Here is a 22,570-nt window from a genome sequence, read left to right on the forward strand (position 1 = left end):
ATACAGCTCGGTTACTCGGACTTGTTGCCCAGCTGCTCGCGCAGGAGCGCGCCCAGCTTGGTCGTGCCGCTGGAAGCATCGGACGACGAGCGGTTGTAGTCCGCCAGCGCCTCCTGCTGCTCGGCTTCGTCCTTGGCCTTGATCGACAGCTGCATCGAACGGCCCTTGCGGTCCGTGCCGATGATCTTGGCTTCGACTTCCTGGCCAACCTTGAGGTACTGCGAAGCGTCTTCGACGCGCTCCTTGGCGATGTCGCGGGCGGCCACGTAGCCTTCCACGCCATTGTCGAGCTCGACGGTCGCGCCCTTGGCGTCGACTTCCTTGACCTTGCCCTTGACGATCGAGCCCTTGGCGTTGGTCGCCACGTACTGGCCCATCGGGTCCTGCTCAAGCTGCTTGACGCCCAGGCTGATGCGCTCGCGCTCCGGATCGACGGCGAGCACGACGGCTTCCAGGTTGTCGCCCTTCTTGAAGTTGCGGACCACGTCTTCGCCGGTGGTTGCCCAGCTCAGGTCGGACAGGTGGACCAGGCCATCGATACCGCCGTCCAGGCCGATGAAGATGCCGAAGTCGGTGATCGACTTGATCTGGCCCGAAACCTTGTCGCCCTTCTTGTGGATGGCGGCGAAGGTTTCCCACGGGTTGCTGGTGACCTGCTTCATGCCCAGCGAGATGCGGCGACGCTCCTCGTCGACGTCCAGGACCATGACCTGAACCTCGTCACCGACCTGCACGATCTTGGACGGGTTGACGTTCTTGTTGGTCCAATCCATCTCGGACACGTGCACCAGGCCTTCGACGCCCGGCTCGATCTCGACGAACGCGCCGTAATCGGTGACGTTGGAGACCTTGCCGAACACGCGGGTGTTGGCCGGGTAGCGACGGGCGATGTTGTCCCACGGATCCTCGCCCAGCTGCTTCAGGCCGAGGCTGACGCGGTTGCGCTCGCGGTCGTACTTGAGCACGCGGACGTCCAGCTCCTGGCCGACTTCCACGACTTCCGACGGGTGACGCACGCGCTTCCACGCCATGTCGGTGATGTGCAGCAGGCCATCGATGCCGCCGAGGTCGACGAACGCACCGTAATCGGTGAGGTTCTTGACGACGCCCTTGAGGATCGCGCCTTCCTGCAGCTTCTCGAGCAGCTGCTCGCGCTCGACGCTGTACTCGCTCTCGACCACCGCACGGCGGGAGACGACGATGTTGTTGCGCTTGCGGTCAAGCTTGATGAGCTTGAACTCGAGTTCCTTGCCTTCCAGGTACGCGGAGTCGCGGACCGGGCGCACGTCGACCAGGGAGCCCGGCAGGAAGCCGCGCACGTCCTTGATGTCGACGGTGAAACCGCCCTTGACCTTGCCGGAGATGCGGCCGGTGATGGTCTCGTTCTTCTCGAGCGCCTGCTCGAGTTCGTCCCACACCATGGCGCGCTTGGCCTTCTCGCGCGACAGGACGGTCTCGCCGAAGCCGTTCTCGATCGAGTCGAGTGCGACCTTGACTTCGTCGCCCACGCCCACGTCGATCTCGCCCGCGTCGTTACGGAACTGTTCGATCGGCACGATGCCTTCGGACTTCAGGCCGGCGTTGATCACCACGACGTCGCCGCGGACTTCCACGACAACACCGGTGACGATTGCGCCCGGCTTCAGCTTGGCCAGATTGGTCTGACTTTGTTCGAACAGCTCGGCAAATGATTCGGTCATTGAAAAATACTCTGTTGAACACACGGGCCGCACCGGCTGTCATGGCCATCCACGTCGGATGACTTCAAGCAGCACGTGGTCGACCCACCCGTTATGTGGCGCGATGGAGCCACGCCATGTGTTGGTTGATTGACCATCGCGGGATTGCGATGGCGTTTGGTTTGCAACATCGTCCTGCTACGTTCGTTCAACGCGACTGCATTCGATGGCGCCTTACGGCGTCACCAGTTGCAGCACGCGCTCGACGACCGCATCGATGCCAAGGCCGGTGGTGTCGATGCGAACGGCGTCATCGGCCGGGCGCAACGGAGCCACCGCGCGACTGGCATCGCGGGCGTCGCGGGCAAGGATCTCCCGCAGCAGACCATCTAAATTAACTGAAACCCCCTTGTCTTTCAACTGCTTATAGCGCCTTTCCGCCCTTTCGTCGGCACTGGCGGTCAGAAACACCTTGAAGGGGGCATCCGGGAAGATGACCGTGCCCATGTCGCGGCCGTCGGCGACCAGGCCCGGGGCCTGGCGGAAAGCGCGCTGGCGGTCCTTCAGGGCGGCCCGGACTTCCGGGATCGCGGCTATGGCCGATGCCGCCGCCCCGGCGGTCTCGGTGCGCAGCTCGTCGGTGGCGTCGATGTCGTTGACCAGCACCCGCAGCTCCCCCGAAGGGTCGTCGCGGAAGCCGATCCGGGTATCGAAGGTGCAGCGGACCAGGGCCGCCGGGTCGGCCAGGTCGAGGTCGGCCCAGCCGGCGGCGACGCCGACCGCGCGGTACAGGGCACCGGAATCGAGGTAGTGCCAGCCCAGTTTCTGCGAGACGAGGCGGCTGATGGTGCCCTTTCCGGAGCCCGAAGGGCCATCGATGGTCAGGACGGGAATGCTGCTGTGGGGGTCTGCGCTGTTCATGCGAACATTATGGGGTGAGCCGACCGCGACTGGCTTTTGCCATCCCGATTTGCCCGGCTTTGAACTTTTTTGCTGCAAGCGCTTGATCGAGGAAGGAATTACAAGCTAGAATCGCGGGCTTCGTTCTTTAACCAACCGTTTGCCGGAGTCTGTCATGAAGGTCCTGTCCTCTCTGAAGTCGGCGAAGGCCCGTCACCGCGACTGCAAGGTCGTCCGCCGCCGTGGCAAGGTCTTCGTGATCTGCAAGTCGAACCCGCGTTTCAAGGCGCGTCAGCGCTAAGAAGCCCGGCAACGCCGTGCAAATCGAAAGGCCGCCGCAAGGCGGCCTTTTCTGTGGCGGGCTGTCTGGTTTGCATGGCTGCTTCGCCAAAACGTGACGGCGGCGCGCTGCCGCCGCTTCACACCTTGTGCGTACAATCGCGTCCTTACCAGACCGTGTTCATCCACCGAGGGGGCTCGCCGTGAACGTCAACAAGCGCTTCGTTGCTGTACCGCTGTTCGCACTGCTGGCCGTGGCCGGTACCGCTGCCGCCGACACCCTCCTGGTCGAGCGCGTGCAGGAAGAAAACCGCGCCGCGATGCCGGCCCGTGGCCAGACCATGGCCCAGGTCGAAGCCAGCTACGGCGCGCCGAGCGAGAAGCTCGAATCCCAGGGCGGCCAGAAGCGTCAGTGGCCGACCATCAACCGTTGGGTCTACCCCGCTTTCACCGTGTACTTCGAGAAGAGCAAGGTGATCGACGTGGTTGCCAACAAGGCCAGTGCCGAGGAAGTCGGCCCGAAGCCCCCCATTCGCTGAGGCTATGAACGAACCTGTATTGCGCTTCCCCGCGGAGTGGGAACCCCAGTCCGCGGTCCTGATCGCGTGGCCGACCGCCGACACCGACTGGGCTGATCGCCTGGGCGAGGTCGAAGAGACCTACATCGCCCTGGTCGCCGCCATCACCCGCTTCGAGCCGGCTGTCATCTGCGTGGCCGACGAGGACGTGGAAGCGTATGCGCGCGCGCGGCTCTCCTCGGCGCGCGTCGACATGACCCGGGTTCGCTTCGTCGATGTTCCCTACGACGACACCTGGCTGCGCGACTCCGGACCGATCACGCTGCGCCGCGAAGGCGGATTCCGCCTGCTCGATTTCCGCTTCACCGGCTGGGGCGGCAAGTTCGACGCCAGCCAGGACGACCTGTTGGTAGAGCGCCTGCACGATGCTGGAACGTTTGTTAACAGTTCGCGCTATCCGGTTGATTTTGCTCTCGAAGGCGGCGCGATCGACAGCGACGGCGAAGGCACCCTGCTGACCACCTGGCAGTGCCTGCACGAGCGCCACCCGGAGACTTCGCGGGAGGACCTGACCAGCAAGCTGGCAACCTGGCTGCACCAGGAGCGCGTGCTGTGGCTCGACCACGGCTACCTGGAAGGCGACGACACCGACGCCCATGTCGACACCCTCGCCCGCTTCGCCTCGCGGGACGCGATCGTCTATCAGGATTGCGACGATCCGGCCGATTCCCATTTCACCGAGCTGCAGGCGATGGGCAAGGAGCTGGCTGCGCTGCGTACTCGCGACGGCAAGCCGTACCGCCTGTTCCCGCTGCCGTGGGCAAGGCCCATCGTCGACGAAGGCCGTCGCCTCGCCGCGAGCTACGCCAACTTCCTCATCGTCAATGGCGCCGTGCTGATGCCGGCCTATGGCGACGAGGCCGACGGTCGTGCACAGGCGGTGTTGGCGGAAGCCTTCCCGGACCGCGAAATCGTGCCGGTGCCCTGCCGCCCGCTGATCTGGCAGAACGGCAGCCTGCACTGCATCACCATGCAGCTGCCCCAGGGCGTGGTGGCGTAAACAACGCCACCGAGCGCCAATCGCGAATGGGCGTCGTTGACCACGCCTACAATATCCGCCGTCCCCTGCGCCCGGATTTCCTGTCGCCATGAACCAGTCGCCATGAAGAAGACCACCCTCCCCGTCGCCCTGATCCAGGACCGCGACCACGGCAGCCGCGAGGCCAATCTGGCCAACATCGAGGCGCGCGTGGCCGAGGCCGCCAAGCGTGGCGCGAGGCTGGTCCTGCTGCAGGAACTGCATAACGGCCCGTACTTCTGCCAGCACGAGTCGGTCAACGAGTTCGACCTCGCAGAAACCATTCCCGGCCCCAGCACGGAGCGGCTGGGTGCGCTGGCGAAGCAGCATGACGTGGTGCTGGTCAGCTCGCTGTTCGAGAAGCGCGCGGCCGGCCTGTATCACAACACCGCCGTCGTCTTCGATGCCGACGGTTCGACCGCCGGCAAGTACCGCAAGATGCACATCCCGGACGATCCGGGGTTCTATGAGAAGTTCTATTTCACCCCGGGCGATATCGGCTTCGAGCCGATCCAGACGTCGGTCGGCCGCCTGGGCGTGCTGGTGTGCTGGGACCAGTGGTACCCGGAAGGCGCGCGCCTGATGGCGCTGGCCGGTGCCGAATTGCTGTTGTACCCGACCGCGATCGGCTGGGACCCCACCGACGAACAAGCCGAGAAGGACCGCCAGCGCGATGCCTGGGTGCTGAGCCACCGCGGCCACGCCGTGGCCAACGGCCTGCCCGTGCTCAGCTGCAACCGCGTCGGCCACGAGCAGTCTCCGCTCGACGCGGCCGGCATCGACTTCTGGGGCACCAGCCATGTGCTGGGCCCGCAGGGCGAGTTCCTCGCGCAGTCGACCGTTGCCGAGCCGGAAATCCTGATGGCCGAGGTCGACATGCAGCGCAGCGAGCACGTGCGGCGGATCTGGCCGTTCCTGCGCGATCGCCGCATCGATGCCTACGGCGACCTGCTCAAGCGCTACCGCGACTGAGCCACTTGGCCACCGCGCCGACGATCCGCACTGCCGTCGCCGGCGACCTGCCGGCGATCACCGCGCTGTACGCGCGCGAAGTCGACGAACACGTTGCAACGTACGAGTACGACGCACCGGACCAGGCCGAGATGACGCGGCGCTGGCAGTCAATCGTTGCGCAGGGCTATCCGTACATCGTTGCCGAACTCGACGGCCGCTTCGCCGGCTATGCGTATGCGAGCAGTTACCGCACGCGGGAAGGCTATCGATGGACGGTCGAGGACACGGTCTACATCGTTCCCGAGCTCCAGGGGCGCGGCGTCGGGCGCGCGCTGCTGCAACGACTGATCGAAGACTGCACGGCGCTTGGCTTCCGGCAGATGGTGGCGGTGGTCGGCGACGTCAGCAATGCGGCCTCGATCGCGCTGCACGAGCGCCTGGGATTCCGCACCGTCGGCGTGTTTGCGGGGCTCGGCCGCAAGCACGGGCGCTGGCTGGACACCGTGCAGATGCAACTGGCGCTGGGGGCCGGGCGGACCTCTCCACCCGAGACAGACCGAGATTGATCTCCCAATGCGGTGAGATTCTTCGACCGACGAACGGTCAAAATTAAAACGAACGGACGTGCTATTTTCCGTCCCATGTCCGCACTCACCGCCACCAGCAAAGGCGCCGCCACCCGCGAAGCGATCATTGATCGGGCCTACGACATCGCCTGCTCGGCCGGCCTGGAAGGCCTCTCGATCGGGCCGTTGGCGCAGGCGGTCAACATGTCCAAGAGCGGCGTCTTCGCCCATTTCGGTTCACGGGAAGACCTGCAGCTGGCGGTCCTGGATGCGGCCGGCCAGCGCTTCGTGGCCCATGTCCTGCTGCCGGCATTGAAGTTGCAGCGCGGCCTGCCCCGTCTGCGCGCCATCGTCGAAGCCTGGTTCGACTGGGCCCGGCAGTCCTCCGAAGGGGGCTGCCTGCTGCTCAGCGCCGCCAGCGAATACGACGACCGTCCGGGCGAAATCCGCGATCGCGTCGTCGCCCATGAACTGCGCTGGCGCCGTGAACTGGCGCGCGCGATCGCACTGGCTGTAGACACCGGCGATCTGGCCCCCGACACCGACCCCGAGCAGATGGCATTCGAGGTCTACAGCCTGGCCCTGATCGTCCACCACGATGCCGGCCTGTTCGGATTCGAACTGGCGCACACCCGCGGCCGGCGCGCACTCGAGCGCCTGTTCCGCTCGTACTCCCCCACCCTCTGACTCCCTACCGGAGGCCTCCCGTGTACCCGCTCATCGCCACAATTAGCACGACCGTTCGTAATATCATGCGACTGTACGGCCTTCGACTGGGGTTCGCCCTTGCCGCTCCGTTGGCGCCGAAAGCGGCGGTGAGCCGCGCGGCACGCGTTTTTTCTACGCCAATGCCGTCGACCCGGAGCCGTGCGCTCGCTGCGTCCACGCAGGGTGCACGGGAGGAGCAGCTCGAAGTCGATGGGCATGCCATCGCGGCTTATGTCTGGGGCGATCCGGCGAAGCAGCCCTATGTGCTGTTCGCACACGGCTGGTCGAGCCATGGAACGCGCATTGCGCGCTGGCTGCCCGCCCTTTTCGCCGAGGGCTACGCGGTGGTCGCGTTCGATCAGCCAGCGCATGGCCGCAGCCCCGGCACGCAGGCCACGCTGCCGGATTTCACCCGCCACCTGCTCGCGGTCGGCGACCACTACGGTCCGGCCGCAGCCGTGATCGGCCATTCCCTCGGCGGCGCCGCGACGCTGCTGGCGATGGCGCACGGACTGCAGGCGTCACGCGCCGTGCTGATCGCCCCGGCCGCCGACCCTGTCGCCGCAGCGGAACGATTCGCACGCGTGATGTGGATCGGCCGTCGCCTGTTCCAGCGGATGTTTGCCTACTTCGAAGGCCGGATCGGCATCACGTTCGCCGAACAGCAAGCGCATCTGAACGCACCGGTGATCGGCCGCCCGGCGCTGATCGTGCACGACCTCGAAGACCGTGACGTGCCGTGGGAGGAAGGCGAGCGCTACGCACGTTATTGGCCTGACTCCCGCCTGTTGACCACGCGCGGGCTCGGCCATCGCCGCGTGCTCGACGACGACGGCGTGATCGACGCAGGAATGCGCTTCCTGCACGGCGAAAGCGTCGGGGATCGCATCGTGTCGAGCACCAACCTCCCGTTCGGCGTGGCCTGAACAAACGGGCCCTGGCCTGAACCAGCCTTGCGTTGCCCCGGTGGTGGTCTGGCCCTAAGCTCTGCTCCTGACCTCCTGCATATCGGCAAGACGGCGCCTGATCGGCGCCGTCTTGCTGCGCAAACCCGAAAGGCAACGCCGCATGCCCGCAGCACCGCAATCAGTACCGAAGTCCGATCCGCACAGCGACCGTCGGGTGCAGCCATGATCGAGTCCTCCGCACAGGCCGCGCTCGATGCCGTACTGGCAGCACAGCCCCATGCCATCGTCGAACGTGATGGCGTGCGCTACACGCTGCTGGGCACGGCGCATGTCTCGCAGGCGAGTGTCGAAGCGGTCCGCGATGCGATCGACAGCGGCGCATTTGATGCCGTCGCGGTTGAACTCGACCCGCAGCGCCTGCAGGCGCTGACCGACCCGGATGCACTGGCCAAGCTCGACCTGGTGCAGGTCATCCGCACGGGCAAGACCGCGCTGTTCGCCGCCAACCTGGCACTGGCCGCCTACCAGCGCCGCCTTGCCGAACAGCTGGGCATCGAACCCGGCGCCGAACTCAAGCGCGCCGTGCTCGAAGCGCGCCAGCGCGAGCTGCCGGTGCACCTCATCGACCGCGATGTCGGCCTGACCTTCAAGCGCGCCAGCAACCGCCTGGGCTGGTGGTCGCGGGCGAAGCTCGGCGGCGGCCTGATGGCCGCACTGTTCGTCGACGAGGAAGTCGGTGCCGACGAAATCGAGAAGCTAAAGCAGGGCGACATGCTCGAATCGAGCTTCGGCGAATTCGCCAGCGACAGCCCGGAACTGTACGAAACCGTCATCGCCGAGCGCGACCGCTACATGGCCGCTCGCCTGCGTGAAACCCATGGCGATGCGCGCGAAGTGCTGGCCGTGGTCGGCGCCGGGCATCTGCAGGGACTGGCACGCCATCTCAAGGAAGAAGTCCGTGCACCGGACACCATCCGCGAGGAACTCGAGGCGCTGCCGAAGAAGAGCGACGTGCCCTGGTTCACGATCATCCTTTCCACCTTCGTGCTCGGCGGCTTCGCCTGGGGATTCTGGCGCGGTGGCATCGACGTCGGCTCCGATCTGCTGCTGCAATGGGTGCTGGCCACCGGCGTGCTTGGCGCGATTGGATGCGCCGTGGCCGGCGGCCATCCGCTCAGCATCCTCGTCGCGTTCGTCGCGTCGCCCATCACGCCGCTCCATCCGGCGCTTGCGTCGGGCACGCTCAGCGCATTGACCGAAGCCTGGGTACGCAAGCCAACCTATGCCGACTTCATGGCCCTGCGCGACGACGTGCAGAGTTGGCGCGGCTGGTGGCGCAACCGGGTCGCACGCGTTCTGCTCAATTTCTTCCTGACCAGCCTGGGCACCGCGATCGGCGTGTGGACGGGCGGTTTGCGAATGCTGGGCAAGCTGGTCGGCTGAGGCCGCCCGCGCTGCGGCGGAACGCTAGAAGCATTCCGCCGCAGAGGCCGCAGTACCGGATTCGCGTCGGGCGCCCTGCTGGTCGATCGAGAGGGTTGCGCACCGGGTGTCCCGGGATGCCTGCACACCCTGGGGCACGGCCTGGACCGTGTACGCGTTGGCTGCAGTGCCGTCAGCCAGGCCGATGACGTAGTGGCTTCGCAGATCGGTTCGACATTGCATCCCGGGAATCGCAGGCGCCGCACCCGAGCCTTCGACGTATCGAAGGTTCGTCGTGTAATGGCGTTCCATGAACTGCGCCACTTCCAGCATGCAGACCGCCGCAGCCGAGCGCCGGGTCTTGATGACATGGTTCTGGTAGCTCGGGTAAGCGATCGCGGCCAGTATCGCCACGACAGCGACGACGATCATCAGCTCTATCAGCGAGAAACCGGGTACGTGCCTGCGCAGTTTCATTGCGTCAATCCAGCAGCAGCTCTCGCCACGAGACACGACTAGCGCGGGTGCCCGTGTTTCGCGTGCGCAGATCCTGCACGGTGCCGTCTTCCAGATTCACCTGGATGCTGCCGTCCAGGATGGTCGGGCCGATGGGACTGCTTCCGAAGCCTGTGCCGGATGCGGGAACCATCACGCCGTCCACCTTGACCATGTCCCGCTCGTCGACCAGACCGTCGCCGTTGGCGTCGATGAAGCTCGACGAAGGCCGTGAGCCGGTGAACGGCTCCAGCGCCATGATGAAGCCCCTACCCCCCGGGCTGCAGATGTCCCGGGCATCCGGAATGCGTGTTGTGCCAATCAGCATGCCGCGATCCAACTGGTTGGGAACCACCATTCGCTCGCCTTCCCGGCCATTGACCGGTGAAACCAGCTCCAGCTCCCATCCGTCCTTGCCGACAAAGTCTTCCGCCGTGGCCTTCGTCGTTACGCGCAACACCTGCCCCTTGCCAGCGGGCAGTTCGGCCAGGATGCGGTGACGGACGAGGGCCGTTCGCCCCTTCACTTCATCACCGTCGTCGACCAGGCCGTACCAGGCCTGCACACTCTTGTCGGCAACATCGGCGTCACCGAGATAACGGCCGGTGCCGAAAAACACCCAGACGGCGCGTGTCTTCGGGTTCCTTGTCACAAGCGGCGCGGCGGTGATGGGTTGCCGCTTGCCGTCGCTGCCCTCCGCGGTAAACAGTTTGCCGACGGACGCCGCCGCGCCGCCAACCCCGGAGAACCGCCACAGGTTGCCTGCGAGGTCGCCTGCGTACACGGTCTCGAAGAAGCCGTCGCGGTTGGTGTCCCAGGCATCCACGGCAGACAGCGCGTTGTTGCCGGCGGTTCCGGTGGTGATGACCTGCGCGACACCGGACTCGATCCCGATCGTGATCAACTGGGCGGTGCCACCGGCGCTATTGGGTCCATTCCCGAGCAACACCCGCCAATCGCCATTGGCGACCTGGGCGAGGATGGGCTTGCCCAGCACATGGCCCAATGCCGGGATGTCTGAGGCGTCCTTTTCCCACAGGAAGTTGACGTTGTCCGGATCGGTGACGTCCAGGGCGAACACGGCCTTGCCGCCGCGCCCCATGCTGCCCACCAGGATCGTCTTCCAGCGTCGATCAGCGGCGGCATAGACGTCCGCCACCGACAACTCGCCGTCGACGAAGAAGCGATGCTCGTAATCGGGCGACGCCAGTGTTTTCAGATACGCATTGATCGCCGCAGCCGGCATGAACGCATAGACCTCGTCGCCAGTCTCGGCGTCGAACCCATGCAACATGCCGTCGTTCGCGCCGACGTAGACGACGCCACGCCTGTTCGCCTGGCTATCGGCGAAGTGCGCGTAGGACGAAGCCCCGGCAAACGTGCCGCCAGAGTAAAGAAGTGCCTCCGGCCGGCCGACGAAGACAGGCTGGGAATGAACGATGTCGCCAAGGATGCCGAGCCGGGTGCGCAGGCGCCCTTCGCTTCTGCGATCGCCACGCAGGTAGTCGACGGTGGCTTCGTCGCCCAGCGCTGATCGCTGCTCAGGTCCGAGCGCATTCCAGGTCAGGGGCTGGTAGCGGAGATTGGCTGCCGCCTGGCGAGTGTGGACATGGATCTTCCGTCGCGCCCACGGCATAGCCGAAAGCCTGTCCCCGGCATTCCAGGCGGGCTCGACGGAGAATGCGCCGGTGGCGGGATCCCACGGATACGCACTGAGTTCGCCGCGCCAGGACGGGCTCTGGAAGCGCGCCTGGTAGATCATCGCCCCGATTTCGCGTCGCGTCGTGTTCGCCGCAAGCGAGGCAGCCGAACCCGAGGCTTCCTGCACGATGCGCCGGAACGCCCTGGTCAGGCTCTCGACCATCTTGTCGGCTTCGCTGGCGACATAGAAGTTGTCCGGGCGCTTGTAGCCTGCCGCCAGGATGTCGCCTGATTCGTACCACCACGCCTCGGGCAGCGCGTCTGTCCGTTCGTAGGGTCTGTAGCCGTTCGGCACGCGGAAGCCGCCGTACTTGGCAGCGAGCCAGTACTGATTGGATTCCCGGGGCGCCAGCGTGGCGTTCTCGCGAACGTCGACCCAATGCGTAGCGACCGTCTGCAAGCCATCCAGGTCCGGGCGGATGTCGCGCGTGTGCGAGTCGTAGGCGAGACCAGCGATGTATGCAGAGTTGTTGCGACCCGAGAACGGGGTTCCGATTCTCAGCTTCTCCAGCTCGGCCACCTTGTTGGTGGCGGTCACCACGTTGACGGTCCGGTCCGCTCTCACCTCCGGCGGCGTTGCCGGTTCTTCCGACAGGTTGGTGTTGCCAGGCAGGTTCTTGTCGCGGTGGGTGTTGACGTCGCCAATTCCGAGAATTACGTTGGCCTGGCATCGATACTGCACCGGATCGCGCCATCGGGTGATGACCGGGAAACCATCGACCTGGTCGTACGCGTTGCCGGTGATGGTCGAGTAAGCCGCGACATTGCCCTGATTCTTGAAGTATCGGATCGCGGCGTAGTAGAGCTCGCTTACCGGATCAATGCCCTTGTGAAACTGCGAAGTCAGCTGACCGAACTTGTTGAGGTAGTTGATGACGCCGCTGTCCCGGACGCCACCGGGCGTTGCCGCAGCCGCGCCGGGATCCGGATTGGTGAAGATCACACCGGTGTCGGGGTCCCATTCCCTCGCGGCATTCGCGGCCGGACCCGTCGCCGGATCGTGTGTCTGTGGTCCGACAAACTTCTGCTCGGCGCGCAGCACCCCACCGTCGCGCCGCACGCTTGAATCGTTGAGGTAACCGAAGATGCTGTATCGAACGCGGTCCGAGTACGCCTGGACCAGCCCTTCCGGTTTCCAGCCCTGGCTGTAGCGCTTGCAGTTGGCTTCCAGCAGGTTCGCCACGCACACCTTGACGCGGACGCTCACCTCGAACGCATTCCCGGGAGTCGCATTACCGCGATTGTCCAGAACCAGGTCGTGCGTGGCAGGATCATAGGCGACCAGCGCGCCCCAGAAGTTGCGGCCGGTGAAGCGCATCTTGTTGCCGCGGCCCGCGACCTGCACCCACATCCAGTTCCACGAGGCAGGCGTCGCCGCGCGCAGTGCATTGATGTCGCCCGGCCCGCCGTCCGGCACGCGACGGTCGGAGAAGCCGTAACCACGGTCGTGCCGCGCCTTCTCGAGCCACGTTTCGGTGGGCGTATCAACGACGCGGTAGCCACCTGTCAGCGCAAGACGAAAAGGGTCGACGGTCTGCGTGACCGCCCAGTTCATCAAGTTGCCACTCCATTCCTTCCTGGAGTAACTGCACACATGTCCCTGGGTGAATCTCACCGGGTAGAAGTGCCGCTGGGACTCGATCGCGGCGTAATGGTAGTTGTAGCACTTGTCAGCGTCGAAGTAGCCCAGGTACGTGCGATTGACGTCATAGCGGCCGATGTTGGCCTGGCTGTTGATCGTCGGATACTCGACCGATGGCACCAGCGCAAGATTGCCTGGCACGCGTGGACCTACGTACAAGGGCGCCTGCGATATCTGGACCTGGGCATTGGCCGCTCCGGTGATCGCGGCAATGGCGATGAGCGCGACGATCAACGACGAAACCCACTTCCTGTTACCACTGCGGCTGCAGCGTCGACCTTCCATTGCCCACACTCCGAACAAGTACCCATCATGGCCGGCGATCCGCCGGGGCCAAGCAACCCGACTCGATCAGCGCACCTCGATCGTCGCCTGCAGTGCGACGACGGCACGATCGCCCCGGGGATCGTGGCTTCGCGCGGATATGCGGTAGATCGACTTGCCGTGGGTGACAGGTGGTGCGCCGTACTGGTACGCAGATGCGCCGCGCCCCGCCCCGTCATCCTCGGCGTTCCCGGAAAACTCCCCCATGTACTCGATGTAGTACTGGGGCGCACCCGCGGCTGCATCGGAATAGGACGACTTCTCCGCGACGCTGGTCCAGCAGCCCGGGGCACCCGCCGTACAACCAGCGACGGTGGCTGCATCCATGCCGGCGGGCGTGCTCGTGCATATGGCGTGCAGGGTCGCGCAGTTCACGCCGATGGATCGCCCCGTCAACGCGGTCTCGCGGACTTTCTGCTCCGCGACCCGAAGCGCTGTCTCCGCGGACTGGAAGGCCAGGCTGCGGTCGAACATGCCAGCACTCATCCGTTCTTCCAGCAGGGCACCGCGCAGGCTTGCAAGGCCAAGCAGGGTCACGACAATCAGCAGGAGGAGGACCATCATCAACGCCACACCGCGTTGCCGTGGCAAGGTCACACGGTTGGCATGGCGGCACACCCCACTCACGAGGTGCGATTCCGCAACGAGACGGTGTGCACCAGCGTCCGCGTCAGCGGCGAGCGCTCCGTGCCGGCGCGCCCGGTGTCCTGCAGCGTCACTACGACATGCACGGCGATGACCTTCTTCCAGTCGACCCCGGCGCCGGCGTCGACGTACCGGGCGGCGCCCGCGACCAGATAGGTGATCTGCATGTTCTCGATGCGATCGACCACTTCCTCACGCGACTGCGCGCCGCCCCGGCCCAGCGGCACGCGATACAGCGACCGACCGCCACGACCGTTGTCGGCGACAAACCATCGCACCGCGTGAAGCTTGGCAATCAATGCATTTGGCGGATAGGTCTTGCTATTGCCCTGGGCCGAGCACACCACCGGAACACCCAGGTGCCTGGTGCAGTTCCCCGGCGAGTCGCTGCCCGGGCCGTACTCGATCGTTGTGTTGCCGTCGTGGACTGCGCTGACCTGGACGATGCTGGCCTGTGTGTAATCACAGACCAGGACGATGTCGCCTGCACGCACACCCTGCAAGGCCGTGGCGCTCCTGAATCGAACCGCTTGGCGGTCATGACGAGTCACGGTGACGGCCCCTTCGCCGGACGAAAGGAACTCGATCGCGTCGGTGCCTGCAGCGGCGCCAGGGAGTCCGCCGTTTTCATACCCGACAATGCCGCGCTCCCAGTTCATCCACCAGGGCACCGCCTTTGCAGAGGCACCGTTGAGGACGTTCGCCACCGGGAGACCCATCGCGCAGGGATTGCCGGCCGCCTGGCGAATCTCGCGTGCCATCAGTTCGAATGCCACCCGCGCGCTCTCCTGGATTCGCGCGAGGCTCTCGGTGGCACGATAGGTCCGCTGGTTCGACAGGAAGATTCCCACTGCGGCTGCCGATACCAGCAGGCCAAGCACCAGCGAGATCATCAGTTCGACGAGGCTGAAGCCGGCCTCGCTCCCCCGGCGTGGCCTCGTCCCGGGGCGCGCCTCACTCATACCCTCACCACCGTCCTGATCTGGTGCCGGGTGTTACTCCCGGTGCCGCGCGAATCGTCCCAGCGAACAGTGACGGCGCACTCCGTGGCATCGGTGCCCGCTACGGCGGTGCACCTGACCTGTGCACAGGCAGCTGCACCCAGCTCGGCCCGGAGCGCGGCCACCCAGGCCGAACGATCAGCGGCTCCCAGCTGCGCTCCGCCGGCTGCATCGGCGCCGGACTTCCCGGTGGCGGCACACATGCCCATGTCATAAAGCCCGGCCCGCGCCTCGACGACATTCGCACGCATGGCATCGAGGATGGCGTAACTCAGGACGACCGCCTGGCTGCGCTCCAGCGAGCTCTGGCTGTTTCGCAGGGCGGCCGCCTGCAGTGCTGCAACGCCCAGGAGGCCGATGGCCATCACCAGGACCGCGATCAACACCTCGATCAGGCCAACGCCCCGTTGCCGTGTACGCCTAGAGGTTGGCTGCTGCATCACATCGCCCTCCCCCGCTCTCCGCGTGCGTGGAAATGCGACTGCCGGACACGATGCTGATGCGCCTGACGTTGTCGACGGGCGAGCTCGTCGGCAGGCAGGCCGCGAACGATGCGTTCAGCAGTTCGCTGTCAATGGTTCGCGCCAGGCCGTCGGAACGGAAGTCGATGCGACCATCACGGATCGAGGAACTGCCCCTGAGCTGTACCGGGGCCGCGACGGTGCCGACTCGCAGGACATCGTCGACCGCCCCATCCCGGTCGGAATCGACAACGGCGATCCATGTGCTCCAGACGTCACCCGTCGTGCAACGAATGCCATCGCCGCTGCGGCACACCGTCACCGTGCGATTGAGCCGAACCGCCTCCATCCGTGCGAACGCAGCGTGGCGACCATTTCGTTCGCCGACCCGCCGAGGCGGTTGCCGTTGATGAGGGCACTCATCCCCGGGTAGCCGATCGCCGCCAGGATGGCGACCAGCGAGACCACCACCATGAGTTCCAGCAGAGTGAAACCCGACCCGCGGCGAAGACGCGCGCAAGCAGGCGCCGACCTCGACAGGGCGGCCGGAATGACGAACATCGTTGCTTTCCCCGTGACAGACGCTGTCACGTTAAGTGCCCGGCGAAAGGGACACCATCAGGAAACTGGAAGCCTCCACGTAAGAAAAACGGGAAGGCAAGCCTTCCCGTTTCTCCCTTCCGACTTGGCGGTCAGTCCGCTTTGAGTGCAGCCACTGCCGCTGCCGGCACCGTTCCGTCGCCCTTGCCACGCGCACGCCGCACCATGCGGGTGGTGCCGTTGCGAAGATCGTCGAGCATCGCGTAGATCGTCGGCAGGAACAGCAGGCTGACCACCGTCGAGAACGCCAGGCCACCGGCGATGGCGCGTGCCATCGGGTAGTACGGCGGGCCGTCGCCACCCATCTGGGTGTTGGTCAGCGAGATCGGCACCATCGCCAGGATCGCCGTGCCCATCGTCATCAGGATCGGGCGCAGTCGCTCGCGGCTGCCCTCGACCAGCGCATCGGTCCGCGACAGGCCGCGGCGACGCAGGTTGTTGATGTGCTCGATCATGACGATGCCGTTGTTCACCACCACGCCCATCAGCACCAGGATGCCGATGAAGGCCATGATGTTGAACTCGGTCCCGGTCAGCCAGAACAGCCAGAACACGCCGAACACCGAGAACAGCACGCCGCTCATGATCGCCGACGGGAACAGCAGCGACTCGAACACCGCCGCCATCACCACGTAGATCATGACCAGGGCGATCAGCAGGTTGAACATCATCTGCTTGTTGGCATCGGCCTCGTCTTCGAACGCGCCGCTGTCGAAGGTGAAGCTGTAGCCGGCCGGGAATGCCACCGACTTGAGCGTCTCTTCCATCGCCTTGCGCGCGTCGGGCACGGTGGCCTTGTCGGCGAGGTTGGCCTGGATCGCCACCGTGGTCTGGCGGTTGGCGCGCTGGATCTGCGTCGCCGACGGCTTCACGGCGACATCGACCATGGCCAGCAACGGCACGGTGCGGCCATCCGGGGCACGGACGGTGAAGCTGTCGATGTCCTCGACGCCAAAGTTCTCGGCCCCGGCGAAACGGACCCAGACCGGTACCTCGGTCTCACCGCGGCGGAACTCGCGCAGCGGCGCACCGCGCAGGGCCAGGCCGACGAAGCTGGCCACTTCCTGCGCGCTGAAGCCGAACGCGGCCGCACGATCCCGGTCGACGTGCACCGACAACTCGCTGTTCTGGTCGCCGATGTCGACGCGGACGTCGCGCAGTTCCTTGCGCTTGGACATGATCGGAACGATGTCGTTGGCCAGTTCCACCAGCGTCTCGGTGGAGTCGCCCACCAGCTGCACCTGGATGTTCTGCCCAGGGCCGCCACCGCCGCCACCGCCGCCCTGGTTGCCGATGCCGATGTTGGCACGGGCGGACTTGGGCAGGTCGTTGCGCAGCTTCTCGATCGTCGCCTTGGTCTCGTCGATCTTGTCGGTGTCGAAGGTGATGCGGGTGCCGCCCCAGCCCTGCTCGCTGAAGTACGAGTAGATCTGGGTGATGTTGTAGCGCTTGCGGTTGGCCTCGAGGAACTTCTCGATCTTGAGGATTTCCGCCGACATCTGTTCCTTGGTGTAGGCGCCCTTCCACTGGTAGAAGATATTGGTCTCGGTGCCGTCGTCGCCACCGAACATGTTCTTCTTGGTCAGCATCATCGGCACGATGCTGACGGCGATGATCAGCACGATGCCGAGGACGGCCTTGCCGCGGTGCTCCAGCGTCCAGCGCAGGAAACGGGCGTAACCCTTCTGCAGGCGCGGGATCAGGCCGCGGTCCGAGCGCACCGCCGGCGGCGTCTTCATGCGCGCCGAGATCATCGGGATCAGGCTGACCGCGACCAGCCACGAGGCCAGCAGCGACACCGAGATCGTGATCGCGATCTGCGACAGGTAGATGCTGAGGAAGTTGCGGTCGCCGAACAGGTTGGGCAGGAACACGATGCAGTGGCACAGCGTGCCGGCCGACAGCGCGATCGCGACGTGCCGGGTGCCGATGATCGAGGCCAGCGTCGGCTGGTCCGGCATGCGTTCGCGTTCCTGGTAGATGCTCTCCACCACGACCACGGCGTTGTCGACCAGCATGCCCACCGCCAGCAGCAGGCCCATCATCGTCAGGATGTTGAGCGTGACGCCAGTGAAGTACATGAAGCCCAGCGTCATCACGAAGCAGATCGGGATGGCCAGGGTCACCATCAGCGTCGATGGCCAATGGCGCAGGAAGAAGAACAGCACCGCGATCGACAGCAACAGGCCGATGCCGCCGGCTTCGGCCAGCTCGAGCAGCGAACTGGTGACGTTGTCGCCCTGGTTGTCGATGATCTTGATCTGGATGCCGGCCATTTCCGGCTGGTCGCGGATCGCCTCGACTTCCTTGAGCGCGTTGCTGGAGACCTCGACCAGGTTGGCACTTCGCTCCTTGAAGATGTCCAGGCCGATCGCCGGCTTGCCGTCGAGGCGGCGGCCGTAGTTCATGCGCGCCGGCTTCAGGCGGATCTCGGCGATGTCGCCCAGACGCGTGCCCTTGGTGTCGATGATCAGGTCACGCAGCTGCTGCAGATCGGTGATCTCGCCCACCGGCTGCACGCGCAGGCGCCGCCCGCCGTCGTCGATCTGACCGGCGGACACCGAGAAGTTGACCGCCTTCAGGCGCGTGTTGAGGTCGTTGATGCTCAGGTTGTGCGCGGTCAGGCGGTCGGGATCGATGGCGATCTCGACCTCGTTGGGCGCCGCGCCGGTCACCTCCACCCTCGCCACGCCCGGGATGCGTTCGATGCGCCGCTTGAACTCGCGGTCGATCATGTCGTACGCACCGGTCAGGTCGGTCGAACTGGCCAGGCGCACGCGCAACACCGGTTCATCGGTGGTGGAGAACTTGAACACGTTGTAACGCTGCAGGTCGTCCGGCAGGTCGTCGCGGATGGCATCGATGCGCTCGCGCGCCTCCGACGCCGCGATGGCGACATCGCGGTCCCAGTCCGAGAACTGCATGAAGATCTCGGCACCGTCGGAACGGGCGTTGGCATCCATGCGCTTGACGTCGGTCATCGTCGACAGCGCTTCTTCCACCGGCCGCAGCAACGTCCGCTCCACTTCCTCCGGCGTGGATCCCTCGTAAGGGATCTGCACGAAGATGAAGGGCGGCGACACTTCCGGGAACGCTTCCAGCGGGAGCCGGATCGCCGCGATCAGGCCGATCACGAACAGCGACACGAAGAACATGATCGCCGTGACGGGCCGCTTGATGCTGAGCTCTGCAATCGTCATGTCAGTGCTCCGCTCAAGCCGGCTCGACCTGGCCGTCGTCGTCCGACGCGACCTTGCCATGCGTACGGCGGGCACGCTCGACGTAGTAGTCGTCGGCGCGACGGTCCAGCAGGTCGTACACCACCGGGATCACGACCAGCGTCAGCAGCGTCGACACCAGCAGGCCACCGATCACGGTGATGGCCATCGGCGAGCGCACTTCCGCGCCCTCGCCCATCGCCAGCGCCAGCGGCAGGAAGCCGAACAGCGTGCACATCGTGGTCATGATGATCGGACGCAGTCGCGAACGGGCACCTTCGATTAGTGCATCGCGCTTGGCCACGCCGTGCTCGCGCAGCTGGTTGACCTTGTCGACCAGGATGATGGCGTTCTTCACCACCAGGCCCACCAGCAGGATCAGGCCGATGAACACCACCACCGAGACCGGCGAATTGGTCAGCAGCAATGCCAGCACCGCGCCGACCAGGGCCAGCGGGATGGTGAACAGGATCACGAACGGGTGCAGCAGCGACTCGAACTGCGACGCCATCACCAGGTAGACCAGGAAGATCGCCAGGCCGAATGCGAACAGCAGCGATCGCACCGACTCGGCCAGCTCTTCACCCTGGCCACCGATGTGCATGCCGACACCGGCACCGAGTGGCTGCTCGGCGATCATCTCCTGCACTTCCTGCACGGCGGTGCCGAGGTCGATGTCGCGCAGGTTGGCCGAGACGATCGCCACGCGCACCTGGTCGGCGCGGTGGATCTCGCTCGGGCCCGTCGTCGACACGACGTCGGCCACCGCGTCCAGCGTCACCGGGCGGGTGCTGCCCGGGTTGACGATCAGGCGACGGATGTTGTCGACCGAGGCGCGGTCGGTTTCGCGGGCACGCACCAGCACGTCGATCTTGCGGTCGCGGAAGCTGTAGCGCGTGGCGACGTCGCCGCGCACCTTCTTCACCACGACGTCGGCGATCTGGCGGGTGGTCAGGCCGAGCGCACCGGCGCGGTCCTGGTCGAAGCGGATCTGGATCTCCGGGAAGCCTTCCTCGACCGTCGACTTGACGTCGGCATAGTGCGGGTTGGCCCGCAGCATCGCCGCCATGCGCTGGCCGGCGACCTGGATGCTTTCCAGGTCCTGGCCACGCAGTTCGATTTCAAGCGGCGTGGAGAAGCTGAAGAGCTCCGGACGGCTGAAGTCCACCTGTGCGCCCGGGTGCGACTGCATGGTCGTGCGCAGGCGCTCGGTTTCGCGCGCCTCCACTTCCTTGCTGCCGCCGTCGGCCATCACCACCGTCAGCTTGCCGATGTTCTCGCCGCTTTCGGTCGGGTTGGCGTCCAGTCGGGTACCGCTGCCGCTGACGCCGTAGAGCGTGCGGATACCGTCGTCCTTGGCGTGCTTCTGCTGCAGCTCGCGCACCAGGGTGTCGGTCTCGCGCAGCGGCGTGCCGGGCGGCAACTTCACCGTCATCTCGAAGCGGTCCTGTGCCAGCTGCGGGATCAGGTCCGCACCCAGCATCGGGATCGCCAGCAAGGTCAGCGCGAATGCCGCTGCGGCAAAGCCCAGCACCAGCCACGGCTTGCGCAGCGCGGTCGGCAACAGCTTCATGTAACCGCGCTCGGCACGTCCGTACGGCGCCATGGCGATATCGCTGGCCTTGCGCATCACCGGTCCGACGACCGCGACCAGGCCACGCCAGGCGCGCACGATCAGCCAGGTGATGCCAAAGAACGTGCCGCGGGTGCCGACACCGATGCCATGTTCGACGGCAGCAAGGGGCTTCTGCAGCTTCGAGGTCGGCTGCCAGCGCGGATGCGGCGCCTCTTCCGGGAACGCCATCGGCGGCCGCCCCTTCAGCGCGCTGAGCATCGGGATCAGCGTCATCGACACGATCAGCGAGATGCCGATGGCCAGGGCCACGGTCAACGCCTGGTCACGGAACAACTGGCCAGCGATGCCCTGCACGAACACCAGCGGCAGGAACACCGCGATGGTGGTCAGCGTCGACGCAACCACGGCCATGCTCACTTCGCGGGTGCCGGCGATGGCGGCATCGAGGATGCCAAGCCCTCGCTCTCGCGCCTTGGCGATACTTTCCAGCACCACGATCGAGTCGTCCACGACCAGGCCGGTGGCCAGCGCCAGGCCGCCGAGCGACATGACGTTGAGGCTCAGGCCCAGCTGGCCCATGAAGAAGAAGGTGGCGATGATCGATACCGGCAGCGACAGGCCGATGACGAACGTGCTCCAGCCATCACGCAGGAACAGGAAGATGATCAGCACGGCCAGCATGCCGCCGATCACCGCGTCCTTCTTGACGTCGCTGATGGCGTGCCGAATGAACAGCGACTGGTCGTCGATCGTGGTCAGTTCCACGTCCGGCGGGATCTGCGCCTTGATCTCTTCCAGGCGCTTGGTGATGGCATCTGCGGTGGCGACGGTGTTGGCATCGCCTTCCTTGTAGATCGCCAGCTCGACCGCTTCCTTGCCGGCCAGGCGGATGATCGCCTCGCGTTCCTTGTAGCCCTGGCGGACTTCGGCGATGTCCTTCAGGCGCACCGGCATGCCGCCGGCCACGGCGCCACCGCCAGCGGAATTGGCACTCTGCACGGACGCGGCCGCGGCCATGGCTTCGGCCGAGCCGGTCTGCGCGGCGATCGCCGCCATCTGCGCAGCCGCGTTGGCGGCCGCGTTGTCGCCACCGCTGCGGGTGGTGACCAGCATTTCGCGGATCTCCGGTACGCTGGCGAACTGGTTCACCGTGCGCACCAGGTAACGCTGCGAGCCTTCCTCCAGGCGACCGCCGGAGATGTTGATGTTCTCCTGCTGCAGGCGCTGGATGACGTTGTCGATCGGCAGGTTCAGCTGCGCAAGCTTCTGCTGGTCGATGTCGACCTGGATCTCGTCCTCGAGACCACCGCCAACCTTGACCGCGGCCACGCCGTCGACCGGCTCGAGCTTCTTCTTCAGGTCATCGTCGGCATAGCGGCGCAGCCCGGTGAGCTCGCGCATGGCCTCGGTATCGTTGGTCGCAGCGGTCTTGGACGACAGCGCGATGCGCAGGATCGGTTCGGTCGACGGATTGAAGCGCAACAGCACCGGAGCCTTGGCCTCCAGCGGCAATTGCAGGACTTCCATCTTGTCACGCACTTCGAGGCTGGCCTGGTCCATGTCGGTGCCCCAGGCAAACTCGAGCACGACGTCGCTCTGGCCGGTACGCGAGACGGATTTCAGCTTGCGCAGCCCCTTGACCACGCCGACGGCCTCTTCGACCGGCTCGCTGATCAGGGTTTCGATTTCCGACGGCGCCGCACCGGTGTACTCGGTGCGCACCGTCAGGGTCGGATAGCTCAGGTCCGGCAGCAGGTTGACCTTGAGGTCACTCAGCGCGATGAACCCGAACAGGACGAAGGTCAGCGTCACCATCATCACCGTGACACGGCGACGCGTGGAGAACTCGACCAGGTTGAAGCCGGATGATTCGTTCGCAGGTTGCGTCACGTTCG

Annotated in this window: 19 protein-coding genes; 8 read left to right on the plus strand and 11 right to left on the minus strand. The window is 65.6% G+C overall.

The window, feature by feature from the left end:
* Nucleotides 1-11: 11 nt before the first annotated feature.
* Entirely contained in the window at nucleotides 12-1,700 is a 1,689-nt protein-coding gene (rpsA, locus tag ACFOPO_RS15405; RefSeq protein ID WP_386704311.1) for a 30S ribosomal protein S1, read from the minus strand.
* 213 nt (nucleotides 1,701-1,913) lie between these two features.
* On the minus strand, nucleotides 1,914-2,600 hold the full coding sequence (cmk, locus tag ACFOPO_RS15410) for a (d)CMP kinase (RefSeq protein ID WP_386704313.1): 687 nt from the start codon (nucleotides 2,598-2,600) through the stop codon (nucleotides 1,914-1,916).
* Between the two features lie 154 nt (nucleotides 2,601-2,754).
* Here cmk and ykgO point away from each other — a divergent pair, with 154 nt between their 5' ends.
* The 8 genes from ykgO to ACFOPO_RS15450 all read left to right on the plus strand — a co-directional run bounded on the left by ykgO (nucleotide 2,755) and on the right by ACFOPO_RS15450 (nucleotide 9,033).
* A complete protein-coding gene (gene ykgO, locus ACFOPO_RS15415) occupies nucleotides 2,755-2,880 on the plus strand; it encodes a type B 50S ribosomal protein L36 (RefSeq protein WP_010342887.1) in 126 nt (41 codons plus the stop codon).
* 181 nt (nucleotides 2,881-3,061) lie between these two features.
* Nucleotides 3,062-3,397 (plus strand): hypothetical protein, encoded by a 336-nt coding sequence (locus ACFOPO_RS15420; RefSeq protein ID WP_386704315.1) that lies wholly within the window; start codon nucleotides 3,062-3,064, stop codon nucleotides 3,395-3,397.
* A gap of 4 nt (nucleotides 3,398-3,401) precedes the next feature.
* Nucleotides 3,402-4,436 (plus strand): agmatine/peptidylarginine deiminase, encoded by a 1,035-nt coding sequence (locus ACFOPO_RS15425; protein WP_386704317.1) that lies wholly within the window; start codon nucleotides 3,402-3,404, stop codon nucleotides 4,434-4,436.
* Nucleotides 4,437-4,538: 102 nt separating this feature from the next.
* Nucleotides 4,539-5,426 carry a carbon-nitrogen hydrolase gene (locus tag ACFOPO_RS15430; protein WP_386704318.1) on the plus strand — a complete coding sequence of 296 codons (888 nt, stop codon included), beginning with the start codon at nucleotides 4,539-4,541 and terminating at the stop codon, nucleotides 5,424-5,426.
* Nucleotides 5,427-5,431: 5 nt separating this feature from the next.
* Nucleotides 5,432-5,974, plus strand: coding sequence for a GNAT family N-acetyltransferase (locus ACFOPO_RS15435; protein ID WP_386704320.1), 543 nt, complete (start codon nucleotides 5,432-5,434; stop codon nucleotides 5,972-5,974).
* Between the two features lie 75 nt (nucleotides 5,975-6,049).
* Nucleotides 6,050-6,661, plus strand: coding sequence for a TetR/AcrR family transcriptional regulator (locus tag ACFOPO_RS15440; RefSeq protein ID WP_386704322.1), 612 nt, complete (start codon nucleotides 6,050-6,052; stop codon nucleotides 6,659-6,661).
* A 20-nt stretch (nucleotides 6,662-6,681) separates the two neighbouring features.
* Nucleotides 6,682-7,608 (plus strand): alpha/beta fold hydrolase, encoded by a 927-nt coding sequence (locus ACFOPO_RS15445; protein WP_386704323.1) that lies wholly within the window; start codon nucleotides 6,682-6,684, stop codon nucleotides 7,606-7,608.
* A gap of 204 nt (nucleotides 7,609-7,812) precedes the next feature.
* The gene (locus ACFOPO_RS15450; RefSeq protein ID WP_386704324.1) at nucleotides 7,813-9,033 is read left to right on the plus strand and encodes a TraB/GumN family protein; all 1,221 of its coding nucleotides are present in this window, start codon (nucleotides 7,813-7,815) and stop codon (nucleotides 9,031-9,033) included.
* Nucleotides 9,034-9,057: 24 nt separating this feature from the next.
* Here ACFOPO_RS15450 and ACFOPO_RS15455 read toward each other — a convergent pair whose 3' ends face one another.
* From ACFOPO_RS15455 to ACFOPO_RS15495, 9 genes are all read right to left on the minus strand, one after another.
* Nucleotides 9,058-9,489, minus strand: coding sequence for a type IV pilin protein (locus ACFOPO_RS15455; RefSeq protein WP_386704325.1), 432 nt, complete (start codon nucleotides 9,487-9,489; stop codon nucleotides 9,058-9,060).
* Nucleotides 9,490-9,493: 4 nt separating this feature from the next.
* On the minus strand, nucleotides 9,494-13,135 hold the full coding sequence (locus tag ACFOPO_RS15460) for a pilus assembly protein (protein WP_386704326.1): 3,642 nt from the start codon (nucleotides 13,133-13,135) through the stop codon (nucleotides 9,494-9,496).
* Between the two features lie 66 nt (nucleotides 13,136-13,201).
* Entirely contained in the window at nucleotides 13,202-13,801 is a 600-nt protein-coding gene (locus ACFOPO_RS15465) for a PilX N-terminal domain-containing pilus assembly protein (RefSeq protein ID WP_386704328.1), read from the minus strand.
* The gene (locus ACFOPO_RS15470; protein ID WP_386704330.1) at nucleotides 13,798-14,781 is read right to left on the minus strand and encodes a PilW family protein; all 984 of its coding nucleotides are present in this window, start codon (nucleotides 14,779-14,781) and stop codon (nucleotides 13,798-13,800) included. The genes ACFOPO_RS15465 and ACFOPO_RS15470 overlap by 4 nt, the downstream gene beginning before the upstream one ends.
* Complete coding sequence (gene pilV, locus ACFOPO_RS15475; RefSeq protein ID WP_386704332.1) at nucleotides 14,778-15,260, minus strand: type IV pilus modification protein PilV; 483 nt, start codon at nucleotides 15,258-15,260, stop codon at nucleotides 14,778-14,780. Before pilV ends, ACFOPO_RS15470 begins: the two co-directional genes overlap by 4 nt.
* Nucleotides 15,241-15,603, minus strand: a complete 363-nt coding sequence (locus ACFOPO_RS15480; protein WP_386704334.1) for a hypothetical protein — start codon at nucleotides 15,601-15,603, stop codon at nucleotides 15,241-15,243. Before ACFOPO_RS15480 ends, pilV begins: the two co-directional genes overlap by 20 nt.
* A complete protein-coding gene (locus ACFOPO_RS15485) occupies nucleotides 15,600-15,842 on the minus strand; it encodes a Tfp pilus assembly protein FimT/FimU (protein WP_386704335.1) in 243 nt (80 codons plus the stop codon). Before ACFOPO_RS15485 ends, ACFOPO_RS15480 begins: the two co-directional genes overlap by 4 nt.
* A 131-nt stretch (nucleotides 15,843-15,973) precedes the next feature.
* Entirely contained in the window at nucleotides 15,974-19,081 is a 3,108-nt protein-coding gene (locus tag ACFOPO_RS15490; protein ID WP_386704336.1) for an efflux RND transporter permease subunit, read from the minus strand.
* Nucleotides 19,082-19,094: 13 nt separating this feature from the next.
* Entirely contained in the window at nucleotides 19,095-22,565 is a 3,471-nt protein-coding gene (locus tag ACFOPO_RS15495; RefSeq protein ID WP_386704337.1) for an efflux RND transporter permease subunit, read from the minus strand.
* Nucleotides 22,566-22,570: the final 5 nt, after the last annotated feature.

Source organism: Lysobacter sp. GCM10012299 (genome assembly GCF_042649405.1).
Lineage (GTDB): Bacteria > Pseudomonadota > Gammaproteobacteria > Xanthomonadales > Xanthomonadaceae > Lysobacter_J.

Bases quoted from the DNA above. Each gene is read 5' to 3' on its own strand.
- ykgO (WP_010342887.1), top strand. From the start codon at position 2,755: ATGAAGGTCCTGTCCTCTCTGAAGTCGGCGAAGGCCCGTCACCGCGAC.
- cmk (WP_386704313.1), bottom strand. From the start codon at position 2,600: ATGAACAGCGCAGACCCCCACAGCAGCATTCCCGTCCTGACCATCGAT.
- ACFOPO_RS15485 (WP_386704335.1), bottom strand. From the start codon at position 15,842: ATGTTCGTCATTCCGGCCGCCCTGTCGAGGTCGGCGCCTGCTTGCGCG.
- ACFOPO_RS15430 (WP_386704318.1), top strand. From the start codon at position 4,539: ATGAAGAAGACCACCCTCCCCGTCGCCCTGATCCAGGACCGCGACCAC.
- ACFOPO_RS15470 (WP_386704330.1), bottom strand. From the start codon at position 14,781: ATGAGTGAGGCGCGCCCCGGGACGAGGCCACGCCGGGGGAGCGAGGCC.
- ACFOPO_RS15490 (WP_386704336.1), bottom strand. From the start codon at position 19,081: ATGACGATTGCAGAGCTCAGCATCAAGCGGCCCGTCACGGCGATCATG.
- pilV (WP_386704332.1), bottom strand. From the start codon at position 15,260: ATGCAGCAGCCAACCTCTAGGCGTACACGGCAACGGGGCGTTGGCCTG.
- ACFOPO_RS15440 (WP_386704322.1), top strand. From the start codon at position 6,050: ATGTCCGCACTCACCGCCACCAGCAAAGGCGCCGCCACCCGCGAAGCG.
- ACFOPO_RS15455 (WP_386704325.1), bottom strand. From the start codon at position 9,489: ATGAAACTGCGCAGGCACGTACCCGGTTTCTCGCTGATAGAGCTGATG.
- ACFOPO_RS15460 (WP_386704326.1), bottom strand. From the start codon at position 13,135: ATGGAAGGTCGACGCTGCAGCCGCAGTGGTAACAGGAAGTGGGTTTCG.
- rpsA (WP_386704311.1), bottom strand. From the start codon at position 1,700: ATGACCGAATCATTTGCCGAGCTGTTCGAACAAAGTCAGACCAATCTG.
- ACFOPO_RS15450 (WP_386704324.1), top strand. From the start codon at position 7,813: ATGATCGAGTCCTCCGCACAGGCCGCGCTCGATGCCGTACTGGCAGCA.
- ACFOPO_RS15425 (WP_386704317.1), top strand. From the start codon at position 3,402: ATGAACGAACCTGTATTGCGCTTCCCCGCGGAGTGGGAACCCCAGTCC.